Raw genomic sequence first — 15,810 nt, 5'->3', positions numbered from 1 at the left:
CAGTGGCGGCGCGTCAGTGGATATGCAGGCGACGGCGCAGGCCGCGCAGGGCAAAGCTGACCCACGGCCAGAGCAAGGCGCTGATCACCGCCGACCAGACCAGGGCCAGGGTCGGCAGGCGATTGCCGGTCAGCGCGCTGAGCCACAGCTGGATCAACTGGGCGATACCGAAGATCACCAGGATCACCAGGCTCTGCTGCCACATGGGGAACATGCGCAGGCGCTGCTGCAACGAAAGCACCAGGAAGGTGATCAGGGTAAGAATCAGGGCGTTCTGGCCAAGCAGCGTGCCGTACAGCACGTCCTCGGCCAGGCCAAGCAGGAACGCGGTGGTCATGCCGACCTTGCCCGGCACCGCAAGGGTCCAGAAGGCCAGCAGCAGGGCCAGCCACATGGGCCGGAACACTTCCATGAACTGCGGCATGGGCAAGACGCTGAGCAACAGGCCGATGGCGAAGGTCAGCCAGATGGCCCAGCCGTTTCTGCTACGGGTGCTGGCCATTATTGTCTCCGGGGTTGGGCGGTCGCAGGCGCCGGGGGCACCGCTGCCGGGCTTGCCGCAGGCGTCGCAGTCGCTGGGGCTGCGCCGGGCACAGGCTGAACCGCGCTACCCGCCGCAGATGCAGCCGGCGTGGCCGGTGCCTGGCCGTGGCCAGCGCCCTGACGGTCGGCCTCTTCCTGGGCGATCGCCGCCTCGGTGGCGCGTTCCTCGGGTGTGCGCCGGTCGCTGAACACCAGCAGCATGTAGCGGCTGCGGTTGAGCGCGGCAGTTGGGATGGCACGAACGATGGCGAACGGCTGGCCGGAGTCGTGGATCACTTCGTTGACCGTGGCCACCGGGTAGCCCGCCGGGAAACGCTGGCCCATGCCCGAACTGACCAGCAGGTCGCCTTCCTTGATGTCGGCGGTGTCGGCCACGTGGCGCAGCTCCAGGCGCTCCGGGTTGCCCGTGCCGCTGGCAATGGCGCGCAGGCCGTTGCGATTGACCTGCACCGGAATGCTGTGGGTGGTGTCGGTAAGCAGCAGTACCCGCGCGGTGTACGGCATCAGCTCGACCACCTGGCCCATCAGGCCACGGGCATCGAGCACAGGCTGGCCGAGGAACACGCCATCGCGCTCGCCCTTGTTGATCAGGATACGGTGGGTGAACGGATTGGGATCGACACCGATCAGCTCGGCGACCTCGACCTTCTCGTTGACCAGCGCCGAAGAGTTGAGCAGCTCACGCAGGCGCACGTTCTGCTCGGTCAGGGCGGCCAGTTTCTGCAGGCGCCCCTGCAACAGCAGGGCCTCGGTCTTGAGTTTCTCGTTCTCGGCGATCAGTTCGGTGCGGCTGCCGAACTGGCCAGCCACGCCTTGCCACGTGCGCTGCGGCAGGTCGGTGATCCAGTAGGATTCCATCAGCACCAGACCCATCTGGCTGCGCACCGGCTTGAGCAGGTCGAAGCGCGAGTCGACCACCATCAGCGCGACCGACAGCACGACCAGCACGAGCAGGCGAACGCCCAGCGAGGGGCCCTTGGAGAAAAGCGGTTTAATGGGCCGTTCCTCGTGGACGACTCAGGAGGTCATTGGACATGGGGCAATGCACCGGCCTGCTACGGATTGACGGAAAAGGCGCCCGGGCGGGCGCCAGCACAGCGCTTACAGGTAGCACTGTGCGTGCCACCTGTAAACCTGGACATACACTACTGCATCAGCGATCACTCGCTGGAGAGCAGGTCCATGGCGTGCTTGTCCATCATCTCCAGGGCCCGGCCACCGCCGCGGGCGACGCAGGTCAGCGGGTCTTCGGCGACGATCACCGGCAGGCCGGTTTCCTGGGCCAGCAGCTTGTCCAGGTCGCGCAGCAGCGCGCCACCACCGGTCAGCACCAGGCCGCGCTCGGCGATGTCCGAGGCCAGCTCCGGCGGCGACTGCTCCAGGGCGCTCTTGACCGCCTGGACGATGGTCGCCAGCGATTCCTGCAGCGCCTCGAGCACTTCGTTGGAGTTCAGGGTGAAGGCACGCGGCACGCCTTCGGCCAGGTTACGGCCACGGACGTCGACTTCGCGCACTTCGCCGCCCGGGTAGGCGGTACCGATTTCCTGCTTGATGCGCTCGGCGGTGGATTCGCCGATCAGGCTGCCGTAGTTGCGGCGCACGTAGGTGACGATGGCTTCGTCGAAGCGGTCGCCGCCGACGCGCACGGATTCGGCGTAGACCACGCCGTTGAGCGAGATAAGGGCGATCTCGGTGGTACCGCCACCGATATCGACGACCATCGAGCCGCGGGCCTCTTCGACCGGCAGGCCGGCACCGATGGCGGCGGCCATGGGTTCTTCGATCAGGAATACTTCCCGGGCACCGGCACCGAGGGCCGATTCACGGATGGCGCGGCGCTCGACCTGGGTCGACTTGCACGGCACGCAGATCAGCACGCGTGGGCTGGGCTGCAGGAAGCTGTTCTCATGCACCTTGTTGATGAAGTACTGCAGCATTTTTTCGCAAACGCTGAAGTCGGCGATCACGCCGTCCTTCATCGGACGAATGGCAGCAATGTTGCCGGGGGTGCGGCCCAGCATGCGCTTGGCTTCGGTACCGACTGCGACGACGCTTTTCTGGTTGCCGTGGGTACGGATGGCAACAACCGAGGGCTCATTCAGGACGATACCGCGCTCACGCACGTAGATAAGGGTGTTGGCAGTACCCAGGTCGATGGACAGATCGCTGGAAAACATGCCACGCAGTTTCTTGAACATGGGAAAGTGACCCTGGGGAAAGCGTGGGTAAAAAAGTGCGGCAAACTCTAACAATGGCAGGGATTTTGGGCAAGGAGCCAATATGTTAAATTGGTTGTTTTTCCGAGCATGCCTGCCGATGTTCGCGGCCCTTTGACCGCCAGAATGCCGGCATGTTCCTCATCTGCGGACCCATTCCGTTTTTCGTTTCCCTGGAGATCCCCATGGCGCTTCAACGCTCCGACGTGGAAAAGATCGCCCATCTGGCCCGCCTGGGCCTGAATGAAGGCGAATTGCCACGCATCACCGATGCCTTGAACAGTATTCTCGGGCTGGTCGACCAGATGCAAGCCGTCGACACCTCTGGCATCGAGCCCCTGGCCCACCCGCTGGAAGCCACCCAGCGCCTGCGCCCCGACCAGGTCACCGAAAGCAACCAGCGCGACCGCTACCAGGCCGTCGCCCCGTCGACCGAGAACGGTCTGTACCTGGTTCCGAAAGTCATCGATTAAGGGATAGCGCCTGCCATGCATCAACTCACTCTGGCCGAAATCGCCCGCGGCCTCGCCGACAAGTCGTTCTCCTCGGAAGAACTGACCGGCGCCCTGCTGTCGCGCATCAAGCAGCTCGACCCGCAGCTCAACAGCTTCATCACCGTCACCGAAGCACAGGCCCTGGAGCAGGCGCGCGCCGCCGACGCCCGCCGCGCCTCTGGCGAGACCGGCGCGCTGCTGGGTGCGCCGATCGCCCACAAGGACCTGTTCTGCACCAACGGCGTACGCACCAGCTGCGGCTCGAAGATGCTCGACAGCTTTACCGCCCCGTACGACGCCACCGTGGTCGCCAAGCTGGCCGAAGCCGGCATGGTCACCCTGGGCAAGACCAACATGGACGAATTCGCCATGGGCTCGGCCAACGAGTCCAGCCACTACGGCGCGGTGAAGAACCCGTGGAACCTCGAACACGTGCCCGGCGGTTCGTCCGGCGGCTCGGCCGCTGCCGTGGCCGCGCGCCTGCTGCCGGCCACCACCGGCACCGACACCGGCGGCTCGATTCGTCAGCCGGCAGCCTTCACCAACCTGACCGGCCTCAAGCCGACCTATGGCCGCGTATCGCGCTGGGGCATGATCGCCTACGCCTCGAGCCTCGACCAGGGCGGCCCGCTGGCCCGTACCGCCGAAGACTGCGCCCTGCTGCTGCAAGGCATGGCCGGCTTCGATGCCAAGGACTCGACCTCGGTCGACGAGCCGGTACCGGACTTCAGCGCCAACCTGAACGCCTCGCTGCAAGGCCTGCGCATCGGCCTGCCCAAGGAATACTTCGGCGCCGGCCTCGACCCGCGCATCGCCGACCTGGTCCAGGCCAGCGTCAAGGAGCTGGAAAAGCTCGGCGCGGTGGTCAAGGAAATCAGCCTGCCGAACATGCAGCACGCCATCCCGGCGTACTACGTGATCGCCCCGGCGGAAGCCTCCTCCAACCTGTCGCGCTTCGACGGCGTGCGCTTCGGTCATCGCTGTGAAGATCCGAAAGATCTGACCGACCTGTACAAGCGCTCCCGTGGCGAAGGCTTCGGCGCGGAAGTGCAACGCCGCATCATGGTCGGTACCTACGCCCTGTCGGCCGGCTACTACGACGCCTACTACGTCAAGGCGCAACAGATCCGTCGCCTGATCAAGAACGACTTCATGGCCGCGTTCGCCGACGTCGACGTGATTCTCGGCCCGACCACGCCGAACCCGGCTTGGAAACTGGGCGCCAAGAGCAGCGACCCGGTCGCCGCCTACCTGGAAGACGTCTACACCATCACCGCCAACCTGGCCGGCCTGCCGGGCCTGTCGATGCCGGCCGGCTTCGTCGACGGCCTGCCGGTGGGCGTGCAACTGCTGGCCCCGTACTTCCAGGAAGGCCGCCTGCTCAACATCGCGCACCGTTACCAGCAAGTCACCGACTGGCACACCCGCGCCCCCAACGGCTTCTGAGGAGTTCACACATGCAATGGGAAGTTGTGATCGGGCTGGAGATTCATACCCAGCTCGCCACCCAGTCGAAGATCTTCTCCGGCAGCGCCACCACCTTCGGCTCCGAGCCGAACACCCAGGCCAGCCTGGTCGACCTGGGCATGCCCGGCGTGCTGCCGGTGCTCAACCAGGAGGCCGTGCGCATGGCGTGCATGTTCGGCCTGGCGATCGATGCCGAGATCGGGCCGCGCAACGTGTTCGCGCGCAAGAACTACTTCTACCCCGACCTGCCCAAGGGCTACCAGATCAGCCAGATGGACCTGCCGATCGTCGGCAAGGGCCACCTGGACATCGCCCTGGAAGACGGCACCATCAAGCGCATCGGCGTGACCCGCGCGCACCTTGAAGAAGATGCCGGCAAGAGCCTGCACGAAGACTTCAACGGCGCCACCGGCATCGACCTGAACCGCGCCGGCACCCCGCTGCTGGAGATCGTCTCCGAGCCGGACATGCGCAGCGCCAAGGAAGCCGTGGCCTACGTCAAGGCCATCCATGCCCTGGTGCGCTACCTGGGCATCTGCGATGGCAACATGGCCGAAGGTTCGCTGCGCTGCGACTGCAACGTGTCGATCCGCCCGAAGGGCCAGACCGAGTTCGGCACCCGCTGCGAGATCAAGAACGTCAACTCGTTCCGCTTCATCGAGCGTGCGATCAACAGCGAGATCCAGCGCCAGATCGACCTGATCGAGGACGGCGGCAAGGTGGTGCAGGAAACCCGCCTGTACGACCCGAACAAGGACGAGACCCGCTCCATGCGCAGCAAGGAGGAAGCCAACGACTACCGTTACTTCCCCGACCCGGACCTGCTGCCAGTGGTCATCGAGCCAGGCTTCCTCGACAGCGTGCGCGCCGCCCTGCCGGAGCTGCCACCACAGAAGGTCGAGCGCTTCCAGAGCCAGTACGGCCTGTCGGCCTATGACGCCAACGTGCTGGCCTCCAGCCGCGAGCAGGCCGACTACTTCGAACAGGTGGTGAAGATCGGCGGCGATGCCAAGCTGGCCGCCAACTGGGTGATGGTGGAACTGGGCAGCCTGCTGAACAAGCTCGGCGTCGAGATCGACCAGTCGCCGGTCAATGCCGAACACCTCGGCGGCATGCTGCTGCGCATCCGTGACAACACCATCAGCGGCAAGATCGCCAAGACCGTGTTCGAGGCCATGGCCGCTGGCGAAGGCGATGCCGACAGCATCATCGAAAGCCGCGGCCTCAAGCAGGTCACCGATACCGGCGCGATCGACAAGATGCTCGACGAGATGCTCGCCGCCAATGCCGAACAGGTCGAACAATATCGCGCCGCCGATGAAGCCAAGCGCGGCAAGATGTTCGGCTTCTTCGTCGGCCAGGCGATGAAGGCGTCGAAAGGCAAGGCCAACCCGGGGCAAGTGAACCAATTGCTCAAGGCCAAGCTCGAAGGGTGATCCTGATCGCGGGGCTAACCCGCTCCCAGATTGTGGGAGCGGGCTAGCCGCGCGATGATTCGAAGTGACAGCGGAGCTTCCGAATTGCTCAAGCGTTCCCTCACCACCCTCGCCCTCTTTACCCTCCTGGCCGGCTGCGCCAGCCATGACATCGACCCTCGCGGCTACGACCAGAGCGGCACCGCCTCCTATTACGGCTCACGCCACCATGGCAAACGCACTGCCAGCGGCGAGCCCTTCAACCAGCATGGCCTCACCGCCGCCCACCGCAGCCTGCCCTTTGGCAGCCGTGTGCTGGTCACCAACCTGGCCAACCAGCGCAGCGTGGTGGTACGCATCAACGACCGTGGCCCCCACACCCGCGGCCGGCTGATCGACCTGTCACGCGCCGCCGCAGAAAAAATCGGCATGCTCCGTAGCGGAACCGCGCGAGTCCGGGTACAAGGTCTGAGCGATTGACCTGACTGGAGCCCTCGCCATTTTCGACCTGGCCACCCTCCCCGCCTTCAGCCTGCTGCAACTGGGCCTGGGCTTGCTGCTGATGATCTTCGGTGCCGAACTGCTGGTACGCGCCGCCCTGCGCCTGGCCAGCCGCCTGCACGTGCGCCCGCTGATCATCGGCCTGAGCCTGGTCGCCTTCGGCAGCACCGCGCCACAGCTGACCGTAAGCCTGCAAGCCGCCTACCAGGGCGCGCCGGATGTCGCGGTGGGCAGCGTCGTGGGCAGCAACATCTTCAACGTGCTGGTGATCCTGGGCCTTGCCGCACTGATCATTCCGCTGCGTGTGTCACGCCAGCTGGTGCGCCTGGATATCCCACTGATGATCTTCGCCAGCGCCCTGGTCTACCTGCTTGCGCTCAACGGCGAACTGGGGCGGCTGGAAGGCGGCCTGCTGCTGCTCGGCCTGGCCGGTTACCTGGCCATGCTCTGGCATCAGTCGCGCCACTATGCCCGCACCTACCCGGCACCACGCACCGAGCACGCCAGCCCGCTGCGCTTCTGGAGCGGGGCGCTGCTGCAGATTCTCATGGGCCTGGGGCTGCTGAGCCTGGCGGGTCACCTGGTACTGGAGGCAGCCGTCGAAGTAGCCACCGACCTGGGCCTGTCCGAACGCATCATCGGCCTGACCGTGGTTGCGGTATGCACCTCGCTGCCGGAGCTGGCCGCCGCGCTGATCGCGGCCCTGCGCGGCGAACGGGAGATCGCCGTGGGCACGGTGATCGGCAGCAACCTGTTCAACCTGCTGGCGGTGCTGGGGTTGACGGCCATGACCGCCCCCGAACCCTTGTCGATTTCACCCAACGCCCTGGATTTCGACCTGCCGGTGATGCTCGGCGTCGCGGCTCTGTGCCTGCCGGTGTTCTACTCCGGCTACCGGGTCACCCGCGCCGAAGGCCTGGTGTTCCTGTGTCTTTACCTGGCCTACGGACTGCACGTGGTGACCTTCACCACCGGCCTGCCATTGGCCGGACGCCTCGAACAACTGATGCTGTTCTATGTAATGCCAGTGCTCGGGGTCGTGCTGCTGTACACGACAGTGCGCGCCTGGCGCCGCCAACACTAAGGAAAACAACATGGCTGACAACAAACAGACCGGTGAAAGCATTCGTCGCCAGGTAATGGGCGATGCCTTCGTCGATCGCGCGCTCGGCAACGCGACCGAGTTCACCCAACCGCTGCAGGACTTCGTCAACGAACATGCCTGGGGAAGTGTCTGGGCCCGTGACGGGCTACCGCTGAAGACCCGCAGCCTGATCACCCTGGCCGCCCTGACCGCGCTCAAGTGCCCGCAAGAACTAAAAGGCCACGTGCGTGGGGCGTTGAACAACGGTTGCAGCGTCGAGGAGATCCGCGAGGCGCTGTTGCATTGCGCGATATATGCCGGGGTGCCGGCAGCGATCGATGCGTTTCGGGCGGCGCAGGAAGTGATCGAGAGTTATCAGGCGAATGCTACGAATTAGGCCAGGGTTGTCACCCATGTGACTGAGCTTTTGTGTATTGGCTACCTTGCCAGCGCGGCATCAGGACGCCAGATAACAGCATCCCGAAGCCGCGGTAGATCAGATCAGGCCTGACGCGCCTTCTTCATGCGGAAGGCCACCCACAGCACGGCAATCCACGCCGGAATCAACATCACCGAGATGCGAATCGGCGGCGTCAGGTACATCACCACCAGGATCAGCACGATGAACGCCAGGCACAGGTAGTTGCTCAGCGGGTGCCACAGGCTCTTGTAGAACGGCGTGATGCCGGCCGCCAGCTTGGCCTTGCGGAACTTCAGGTGGGTGATGCTGATACTCGCCCAGTTGATCACCAACGCCGACACCGCCAGGGCCATCAACAGGCCAAAGGCCTCGCCCGGCATCAGGTAGTTGATCAGCACGCACAGGCCGGTGGCGAACGCCGATACGCCCAGCGCGGTGAGCGGCACGCCACGGCGACTGACCTTGAGCAACTGGCGCGGCGCATCACCCTGGGTGGCCAGGCCGAACAACATGCGGCTGTTGGCGTACACGCAGCTGTTGTAGACCGACAGCGCGGCAGTCAGCACCACGATGTTGAGGATGGTCGCCACCAGGTCGCTGTCCAGTTCGTGGAAGATCATCACGAACGGGCTACCGCCCTGTACCACCTTTTGCCATGGATACAGCGACAGCAGCACAGCCAGCGCGCCGATGTAGAAGATTAGGATGCGATAGACCACCTGGTTGGTGGCCTTCGGGATGCTTTCACGCGGGTTGGCCGCTTCGGCGGCGGTGATGCCCACCAGCTCCAGGCCGCCGAAGGAGAACATGATCACCGCCAGCGCCATGATCAGCCCGGTGACGCCATTGGGGAAGAAGCCACCGTACTGCCACAGGTTGGCGACGCTGGCATCCGGCCCGCCATGGCCGCTGCCCAGCAGCCAGGCGCCGAAGCCGATCATGCTGACGATGGCCACCACCTTGACCAGAGCGAACCAGAACTCCATTTCGCCATACACCTTCACCTGGGTCAGGTTGATGGCGTTGATCACCACGAAGAAGATCGCCGCGGTAGCCCAGGTGGGGAAATCCGGCCACCAGTACTGCACATAGATCCCAACGGCCGTGAGCTCGGCCATGCCGACCAGCACGTACACCACCCAGTAGTTCCAGCCCGAGACGAAACCGGCGAACTCGCTCCAGTACTGGTGCGCGAAATGGCTGAAGCTACCGGCGACCGGCTCCTCGACCACCATCTCGCCCAGCTGGCGCATGATCAGGAAGGCCATCAGGCCGGCGATGGCGTAGCCCAGCAGCACCGAGGGGCCGGCCAGCTGGATGGTCTGGGCGATGCCCAGGAACAGCCCGGTGCCGATGGCCCCGCCCAGCGCGATCAGCTGGATATGGCGATTCTTCAGCCCGCGCTGCAAGCGCTCGGGCGTGCTCTGGTCTTGCATGAAGTGTCCTTTAGGTGAGGCAGTGTTATTGGTTTTGCTTGCAACTGGACTAGATCCATCCACCCCATTGCAAGATGAAAATCCCGATGTTCGTGGTGATCGCCGCCATCAGTGTAGTGATCACGATGATCGACGCCGCCAGCTCATGGTTGCCATTGGCCTCCCGCGCCATCACATAGCTCGCCGCCGCGGTGGGGCTGCCGATGTAGAGGAACAGGATGCCCAGCTCGGCACCACGGAACCCGCACAGCCAGGCACCCAGGGTGCCCAGCAGCGGCAGCCAGACCATCTTCACCAAACTGACATCGACGGCCAGCCTGCCACTGTCGCGCAGGGCCGCCAGCGACAGGGTGCCGCCGATGCAGATCAGCGCCAGCGGCAGGGTCATCTGCGCCAGGTAGTCACCGGAGGTCAGCAGCCAGTTGGGCAGCGGCACCTGGCCGTAGGCCATGGGCGTGGCCACCAGCACGCTGATGATCAACGGGTTGCTGAGGATGCTCTTGCAGATGCTCCATGGGTCGGACTTCAGGTCCGGGCTGTACACCGCCAGTACCACCGCCGACAGCGAGTTGTACATGAGGATCACCAGCCCGGCCAGCACCGCGCCGAGGGATATACCGTAGTCGCCATACAGGCTGGCCGCCAGTGCCAGGCCGATCACGCCGTTGTTGCCGCGAAACGCGCCTTGCGTGTAGATGCCGCGGTCCACCCGCGGGCAGCGCCAGATCGCCAGGCCCCAGGCCAGGCCGAAACAAACCAGTGTCGCGACCACGAAATAGAGGATCACCCCGGGCTTCACCGCCGCAGCCAGGTCGGCGTGGTAGATGCCGAGGAACAGTAGCGCCGGCATGCACACGTTGAACACCAGCTTGGAGGCGACCCGGTTGAAGTTGTCGTCGATCAAGTGGACGCGCTTGAGCAGCACGCCCATGAACAGCATGGCGAACACAGGTGCCGTGATGTTCAGTGTCTGGATGAGTAGGGCGAGCATGCAACGTGGTCCCGGGAAATGCCGTTAGGGAGCGCAATCATACGTGAGAGCCGGGGGCTTGCGCCCGCCACAGCTGCCAGATGCCAGCACAAAGGGGTCTTGACGTAGGAAATTTCCTGCATATGATGCATATTACTGTACATGCATACAGTATAAAAATGGATTATCCAGACATTGCAAGGAGCAAATCATGTCAGGAATACACACTGCACCTGTGGCCGCGAAGGCCCAGGCCACGCTGGTGGTCGCTGACCTCGACCAGCTGTTCGATGAGCACGGCATCGCCCTGCCCGGTCCCGACAGCCATCTGATGCTGGTCATGCACGGCCACCACACCCTCAAGTATCACCGCCCTGTACCACCGTCGACTGGCGGCAAATCTGCGCAGCGCGGCCCGGAGCTGTTCTTCGAAGGCGCCGAGCACACCGCCATCGGTGACAACACCCTGTTGCGCTACGAAGCAGGCCAACCCGGCATCCCCGCCCATCAGTCACCATTGCCTCTGCCCAACGGCCTGAACCTGACCTATGGCCAGGTGATCGCCCTGGGCGGCGATTTCTATGGCCTGCCCGATCGCCCGATCGCCGATGGCGGCAGCGACGCCGAACGAATCGAACGCTTCATCCAGGCCTTCGACTCCCTGGCACGCCTACCGGCGGCCAAGGCGGAAGCCGAACAGATCCTCGCGGTCATGCAGGAAGAAATCCGCGCCGCCAACCAGGCCATCAAGGACGGCCGGCAGCCCCATGAAGCCTATGACGCACTGGGCGACAGCCTGTCGGCACGCTGGAACCGCATCACCGGCGGCGGCAGCTTCGCCTCCGACCTGTTCCCCCTGGGCCGCTACCTGAAACTGGCCGCCAGCAACTGGGACCACTTCGGCCCCTGGGCGCTGCTGGCCTACCAGGCCGGCCACGCCGCCGCCCTGCAGCAGGCGCTGAAAGCCCGCGCCAGCGGCGCCGAACGCGACCTGCAACTGGCCTATGCGATGAACGCCTTCGCCGACCACTTCCTCACCGACCTGTTCTCCGCCGGCCACCTGCGGGTACCGCGCAAGGCCCTGGCCGACACCGTCACGCCGAGCGACGTCGGCTCGCTGATCTCGCGCTTCATGCACGACGAGGACAGCAAGTACGGCCTGGCCGTGCGCAATGCCGAGGGCGAGCAATGGCGCGCCTACGGCGACAAGCGCTACTTCGACAGCGTCGATGTGGCCAACCGTCGTCAAGTGGCGCGCGCCGTGCAGCGCTCGGCCGATGAAGTGTTCCAGGCCTTCGCCGAGGGCCGCATGCCCCAGGCCAAGGACTTTTCGGCCCTGCGCCTGGCGCCCGACCTGCGCGCCGCCGAACAGGACCTGGTGCCCGGCAACTTCGCCGCGCTGTACTTCCAGGACGGCAAGGCCGTGCTGCGGCGCAAGGACGTCAACGACCTCAACGACCGCAACCGCATCGGCGACTGGTGGGGCTGGAGCACCTACCTGCTGCTCAAGGACTACAAGCCGAACAAGCCCACCGGTTTCATCGATGCCCCCGCCACCTCGCCGGTGATCACCGGCTGGGAGCGCCGTGAGCCCGATGGCCTGAACTGGCAACGGGGCAACGCAGTGCGCTATGCCTTCAGCATCACCGACCAGCTCAACGAGTCGTACATTGGCCCATGGAGCGGCTATGCCGAGCTCACCGACCAGTTCCATCCGAGCGTGCAGGTGCCGGCGGACGGCAAGCAACGCGGGCGCAACCTGTTCCGCCAGTTCCGCGGCGGTTCACCGGAACTGATCGCCAGCCTGGACGCAAAGACAACGCTCTATATCGATCGCAACGCGTGACAAGGAGGTCACCGATGAATATCAAGGTCAAACTGGAACTGGCTTCGGGCCAGTCGATGGAAGGCATGCCGCTGGAATTGCTGCGTGATGGCAAGGTGATTGGCCGGGCGAAAGTGCCGGCAGGGGGACAGGTGGCGTTCGAGGCGCCATCGGGAGCAGGACAGCTGGCGGTACGGGTTGACCGCTCGGGAGGGAAAGCCTGACAAAACGCAGGGGGCCACTACGTGGCCCTTTCGTCGCGGCTCGTCGCCACGACAAGCCGGCTCCCACAGGGCATCGATGATCCTTGTGGGAGCAACTGTCTTGTGTTGCTTGTAATGGCCTCATCGCTGGCAAGCCAGCTCCCACAAGGATGGCGCTTGGCCTGAGGGCGGCGCGGTCGGGGTGGGAGCCGGCTTGTCGTGGCGACGAACCGCGCCGATGGGGCGCGCAGCGCCCCCAGTGGACTTCAGCGTCGGACCGGACGCTTCTGCAGCTTGCGCTGCAAGGTGCGCCGATGCATGCCCAGCGCCCGCGCCGTGGCGGAGATGTTGCCCTCGTGCTCGCCCAGCACGCGCTGGATGTGCTCCCACTGCAGGCGATCCACCGACATCGGGTTTTCCGGCACCAGGGTATCCAGGTCGGTGTGCTCCGAGAGCAGCGCCGCCAGCACATCGTCGGCGTCGGCCGGTTTGCACAGGTAGTTGCAGGCCCCGCGCTTGACCGCCTCGACCGCCGTGGCGATGCTCGAGTAACCGGTCAGGATCACCACGCGCATCTCCGGATCCAGCTCCAGCAGCTTGGGCAGCAACACCAGGCCCGAGTCGCCCTCCATCTTCAGGTCCAGCGTGGCGTAGTCGGGCAGGTCCTGCTCGGCCAGTTTCAAGCCTTCCTCGGCAGAACCCGCGGTGCTCACACGGAAGCCACGACGCGACATCGCCCGGGCCATCACCCGGGTGAAGGTGGCGTCGTCATCCACCAGCAGCAGGTGCGGCAGCTCTTCGCCTTCGACCTGGTTTTCTTCGCTCATCATGCATCTCCTCGCTTGCCATGGGGCAGGCGCAATTCGGTCAGGGTGCCACCCTGCTCATGACTATAGAGTTTCACCGAACCGCCCGCACGCGTCACGCTGGCCTTGCTCAAGAACAGGCCCAGGCCGAAGCCTTTGCCCTTGGTGGTAATGAAAGGTTTGCCGATCGCCTCGGCGATGGCCGGCGGAACGCCGGGGCCATGGTCGCGGATGCTGATGACGATGTCCTGGGCGTCCCAGTCCAGGCGCACCTCCAGGTCGTCCGGGCAGGCATCGGCGGCGTTGTTCAACAGGTTCAGCAGGGCCTGGGTCAGGTCCGGCGGCGGCGTCAGGCGCGGCACCACGCCATCGCGCAAGCGCTGGAAGCGGTAGCTGGCTTCCGGGCGCATCAGGTGCCAGCGGTTGAGCGCCTCGTCGAGCCAGGCGGTGACATCCTGCTCGATGATCGCCAGGCGCCGGTTGGCCTCGGCGGCGCGCACCAGCTGCTGCAGGGTCTCCTTGCACAGCTTGACCTGGTCCTGGAGGATCTGCAGGTCTTCCTGCAGCAGCGGGTCGGCGTGGTCCTGGCGCATTTCGTTGAGCAACACGCTCATGGTCGCCAGCGGCGTGCCCAGTTCGTGGGCGGCGCCAGCGGCCTGGGTGGCCACGGCCAACAACTGCTCGTCGCGCAGGCTTTCTTCCCGGCGCTCGGCCCGCAGGTTCTCCTGCTGGCGCAACTCCTCGGCCATGCGCGCGGCGAAGAAGGTGATCACCCCCGCAGCCAGGGCGATGCTCAGCCACATGCCGTAGACCTGCATGGTGTCGCGCGCCAGCGGCAGCGTTTCCAGCGGGTAGTACTGCACCAGCAACAGGCTGTAGGCCACCAGGGCAATGCCCGAGAGCACCAGCGAGTAGATCCACGGCAAGGTGACCGCGGCGATGGCCAACGGCACCAGGTAATAGGAGACGAAGGGGTTGGTCGAGCCACCCGAGTAATAAAGCAGGGCACTGTGGATCAGCAGGTCGCAAGCCAGTTGCAGGGCGTACTCGAGTTCGGTGACCGGCAGCGACAGGCGCAGACGCAGGGCGGTGAACGCGCACAGCAGCGACGACAGGGCCAGCGTGACGGCCAACGAGAACCACGGCAGCGGCAGCAGCTCGGTCCAGTAGGCCACGCCCACGGAGCCGGCCTGGGCCGCCAGGACGAGGATGCGGATAAAGGTCAGGCGCCAGAGGTTCTGGCGTGTGGCGGACAACGGATGTGCGACGGCGAGCATGAGCTCTCCCAATGAGTGCTCCAGGAAAATCGGCTGGAGTATACCGAAGCCAGGCGCTTCACTGCAGCGATGCGGCAAAGCGCCACACTTTGTCACAGATTCATGATGGCACTTTTGAACCCACTACACTGTTGCCGGTCTGATCGGCCATGCGTGGAACGGATCTGCTCATCCACGCCTTACCCTGCCAAGGAGTTCCACATGCACATTACCCGTCGCGGCGCCGCCGCCGTTGCCCTGTCCTGCGGCATGCTCGCCAGCCTGCCGGCCCTGGCAGCCGACGAGCCACGCTACAACCAGGTGTCGCTGCGTGCCGAAGTCAGCAAGGAGGTGGCGCGCGACCTGATGGTCGTGACGCTGTACAGCGAGGCGCAGAACACCGACCCGGGCAAGCTGGCCAAGGAAATCACCGAGACCATGAACAAGGCCGTGCAGCAGGCTCGCCAGGTCAAGGACGTGAAGATCAGCCAGGGCAGCCGCAACAGCTACCCGATCTACGACACCAAGGGCCAGAAGATCACCGGCTGGCGCGAGCGCGCCGAGTTGCGTCTGGAAAGCGCCGACTTCCCGGCCCTGTCCAAGCTCACCGGTGACTTGCTGCAAGACCTGAAGATGGGCGGCATGGACTTCTCCATCGCCCCGGCCACCCGTAAGACCAGCGAAGACGAGCTGCTCAAGGATGCCGTCGCCGCCTTCAAGGCACGCGCCCAGCTGGCCACCGATGCCCTTGGCGGCAAAGGCTACAAGGTGGTCAGCCTGAACCTCAACAGCAGCGGTTACCCGCGCCCCTACCTGCGCAACGCGCCGATGGCGATGATGGCCAAGGGTGCTGCCGACGAAGCCGCGCCGGCACCGGATATCGAAGCCGGCACCAGTGAAGTCAGCATGAGTGCCGATGGCCTGATCGAAGTCCAGGTGCCCTGAATCACTCAACTGGATGTCCGAGATGGTCAAAACCGTCTCGGACAACAGTTTCAGACCCTTCCTACGCACCAAACGGGTGCGTCCGCTTGTCACATAAAGTGCGAAATATCCTGAAATTTCCGCCCTTTTCTCCGCCGCAAACGATCAACATTCGCCAAAGTTATATGGATGCGACATCCATGTACGTCCGTACCACGTTTTTGCCGCCAACCATCCTGCTGAGTGTTG

16 protein-coding genes are annotated in these 15,810 nt (G+C 64.7%); 9 read left to right on the top strand and 7 right to left on the bottom strand.

What is annotated here, in order from left to right; genetic code table 11:
• Positions 1 to 13 precede the first annotated feature (13 nt).
• The 3 genes from mreD to mreB all read right to left on the bottom strand — a co-directional run bounded on the left by mreD (position 14) and on the right by mreB (position 2,741).
• Entirely contained in the window at positions 14 to 502 is a 489-nt protein-coding gene (gene mreD / locus KSS90_RS05205) for a rod shape-determining protein MreD (protein ID WP_217868469.1), read from the bottom strand.
• Complete coding sequence (mreC, locus tag KSS90_RS05200) at positions 502 to 1,509, bottom strand: rod shape-determining protein MreC (RefSeq protein ID WP_437180081.1); 1,008 nt, start codon at positions 1,507 to 1,509, stop codon at positions 502 to 504. Before mreC ends, mreD begins: the two co-directional genes overlap by 1 nt.
• A 194-nt stretch (positions 1,510 to 1,703) precedes the next feature.
• Positions 1,704 to 2,741 (bottom strand): rod shape-determining protein MreB, encoded by a 1,038-nt coding sequence (mreB, locus tag KSS90_RS05195; RefSeq protein WP_003255163.1) that lies wholly within the window; start codon positions 2,739 to 2,741, stop codon positions 1,704 to 1,706.
• Positions 2,742 to 2,944: 203 nt separating this feature from the next.
• Between mreB and gatC the strand changes: the two genes are divergently transcribed.
• From gatC to KSS90_RS05165, 6 genes are all read left to right on the top strand, one after another.
• Entirely contained in the window at positions 2,945 to 3,232 is a 288-nt protein-coding gene (gene gatC / locus KSS90_RS05190) for an Asp-tRNA(Asn)/Glu-tRNA(Gln) amidotransferase subunit GatC (RefSeq protein ID WP_023631156.1), read from the top strand.
• A 15-nt stretch (positions 3,233 to 3,247) separates the two neighbouring features.
• Complete coding sequence (gene gatA, locus KSS90_RS05185; RefSeq protein WP_217868468.1) at positions 3,248 to 4,699, top strand: Asp-tRNA(Asn)/Glu-tRNA(Gln) amidotransferase subunit GatA; 1,452 nt, start codon at positions 3,248 to 3,250, stop codon at positions 4,697 to 4,699.
• An 11-nt stretch (positions 4,700 to 4,710) separates the two neighbouring features.
• Positions 4,711 to 6,156 carry an Asp-tRNA(Asn)/Glu-tRNA(Gln) amidotransferase subunit GatB gene (gene gatB, locus KSS90_RS05180; RefSeq protein WP_217868467.1) on the top strand — a complete coding sequence of 482 codons (1,446 nt, stop codon included), beginning with the start codon at positions 4,711 to 4,713 and terminating at the stop codon, positions 6,154 to 6,156.
• Positions 6,157 to 6,240: 84 nt separating this feature from the next.
• A complete protein-coding gene (locus KSS90_RS05175) occupies positions 6,241 to 6,615 on the top strand; it encodes a septal ring lytic transglycosylase RlpA family protein (RefSeq protein WP_046856981.1) in 375 nt (124 codons plus the stop codon).
• 61 nt (positions 6,616 to 6,676) lie between these two features.
• Complete coding sequence (locus KSS90_RS05170; RefSeq protein WP_217869739.1) at positions 6,677 to 7,720, top strand: calcium/sodium antiporter; 1,044 nt, start codon at positions 6,677 to 6,679, stop codon at positions 7,718 to 7,720.
• A 10-nt stretch (positions 7,721 to 7,730) separates the two neighbouring features.
• A complete protein-coding gene (locus KSS90_RS05165; protein WP_217868466.1) occupies positions 7,731 to 8,117 on the top strand; it encodes a carboxymuconolactone decarboxylase family protein in 387 nt (128 codons plus the stop codon).
• Positions 8,118 to 8,221: 104 nt separating this feature from the next.
• Here the strand turns inward: KSS90_RS05165 and KSS90_RS05160 are convergent, their stop codons facing one another.
• Positions 8,222 to 9,577, bottom strand: a complete 1,356-nt coding sequence (locus tag KSS90_RS05160; protein WP_023631899.1) for an amino acid permease — start codon at positions 9,575 to 9,577, stop codon at positions 8,222 to 8,224.
• Positions 9,578 to 9,626: 49 nt separating this feature from the next.
• Complete coding sequence (locus KSS90_RS05155) at positions 9,627 to 10,568, bottom strand: AEC family transporter (RefSeq protein WP_217868465.1); 942 nt, start codon at positions 10,566 to 10,568, stop codon at positions 9,627 to 9,629.
• 190 nt (positions 10,569 to 10,758) lie between these two features.
• Between KSS90_RS05155 and KSS90_RS05150 the strand changes: the two genes are divergently transcribed.
• On the top strand, positions 10,759 to 12,393 hold the full coding sequence (locus KSS90_RS05150; protein WP_217868464.1) for a phospholipase: 1,635 nt from the start codon (positions 10,759 to 10,761) through the stop codon (positions 12,391 to 12,393).
• A gap of 14 nt (positions 12,394 to 12,407) precedes the next feature.
• Positions 12,408 to 12,596 carry a hypothetical protein gene (locus KSS90_RS05145; protein WP_046854282.1) on the top strand — a complete coding sequence of 63 codons (189 nt, stop codon included), beginning with the start codon at positions 12,408 to 12,410 and terminating at the stop codon, positions 12,594 to 12,596.
• Positions 12,597 to 12,841: 245 nt separating this feature from the next.
• Here the strand turns inward: KSS90_RS05145 and KSS90_RS05140 are convergent, their stop codons facing one another.
• Positions 12,842 to 13,402 (bottom strand): response regulator transcription factor, encoded by a 561-nt coding sequence (locus KSS90_RS05140; RefSeq protein WP_023632665.1) that lies wholly within the window; start codon positions 13,400 to 13,402, stop codon positions 12,842 to 12,844.
• A complete protein-coding gene (locus KSS90_RS05135; RefSeq protein WP_217868463.1) occupies positions 13,402 to 14,658 on the bottom strand; it encodes an ATP-binding protein in 1,257 nt (418 codons plus the stop codon). Before KSS90_RS05135 ends, KSS90_RS05140 begins: the two co-directional genes overlap by 1 nt.
• A gap of 201 nt (positions 14,659 to 14,859) precedes the next feature.
• Here KSS90_RS05135 and KSS90_RS05130 point away from each other — a divergent pair, with 201 nt between their 5' ends.
• Positions 14,860 to 15,582, top strand: a complete 723-nt coding sequence (locus KSS90_RS05130; protein WP_217868462.1) for an SIMPL domain-containing protein — start codon at positions 14,860 to 14,862, stop codon at positions 15,580 to 15,582.
• Positions 15,583 to 15,810: the final 228 nt, after the last annotated feature.

Origin of the sequence: Pseudomonas maumuensis (genome assembly GCF_019139675.1) — a bacterium.
Classification (GTDB): domain Bacteria; phylum Pseudomonadota; class Gammaproteobacteria; order Pseudomonadales; family Pseudomonadaceae; genus Aquipseudomonas; species Aquipseudomonas maumuensis.
The sequence above is the reverse complement of the archived record's forward strand: the minus strand, read 5'-3'. Positions and strand labels throughout refer to the sequence as shown.

Coding starts and splice junctions, on each gene's coding strand:
- mreD (WP_217868469.1), bottom strand. CDS start 502: ATGGCCAGCACCCGTAGCAGAAACGGCTGGGCCATCTGGCTGACCTTC.
- mreB (WP_003255163.1), bottom strand. CDS start 2,741: ATGTTCAAGAAACTGCGTGGCATGTTTTCCAGCGATCTGTCCATCGAC.
- gatC (WP_023631156.1), top strand. CDS start 2,945: ATGGCGCTTCAACGCTCCGACGTGGAAAAGATCGCCCATCTGGCCCGC.
- gatA (WP_217868468.1), top strand. CDS start 3,248: ATGCATCAACTCACTCTGGCCGAAATCGCCCGCGGCCTCGCCGACAAG.
- gatB (WP_217868467.1), top strand. CDS start 4,711: ATGCAATGGGAAGTTGTGATCGGGCTGGAGATTCATACCCAGCTCGCC.
- KSS90_RS05165 (WP_217868466.1), top strand. CDS start 7,731: ATGGCTGACAACAAACAGACCGGTGAAAGCATTCGTCGCCAGGTAATG.
- KSS90_RS05160 (WP_023631899.1), bottom strand. CDS start 9,577: ATGCAAGACCAGAGCACGCCCGAGCGCTTGCAGCGCGGGCTGAAGAAT.
- KSS90_RS05155 (WP_217868465.1), bottom strand. CDS start 10,568: ATGCTCGCCCTACTCATCCAGACACTGAACATCACGGCACCTGTGTTC.
- KSS90_RS05150 (WP_217868464.1), top strand. CDS start 10,759: ATGTCAGGAATACACACTGCACCTGTGGCCGCGAAGGCCCAGGCCACG.
- KSS90_RS05145 (WP_046854282.1), top strand. CDS start 12,408: ATGAATATCAAGGTCAAACTGGAACTGGCTTCGGGCCAGTCGATGGAA.
- KSS90_RS05140 (WP_023632665.1), bottom strand. CDS start 13,402: ATGAGCGAAGAAAACCAGGTCGAAGGCGAAGAGCTGCCGCACCTGCTG.
- KSS90_RS05135 (WP_217868463.1), bottom strand. CDS start 14,658: ATGCTCGCCGTCGCACATCCGTTGTCCGCCACACGCCAGAACCTCTGG.
- KSS90_RS05130 (WP_217868462.1), top strand. CDS start 14,860: ATGCACATTACCCGTCGCGGCGCCGCCGCCGTTGCCCTGTCCTGCGGC.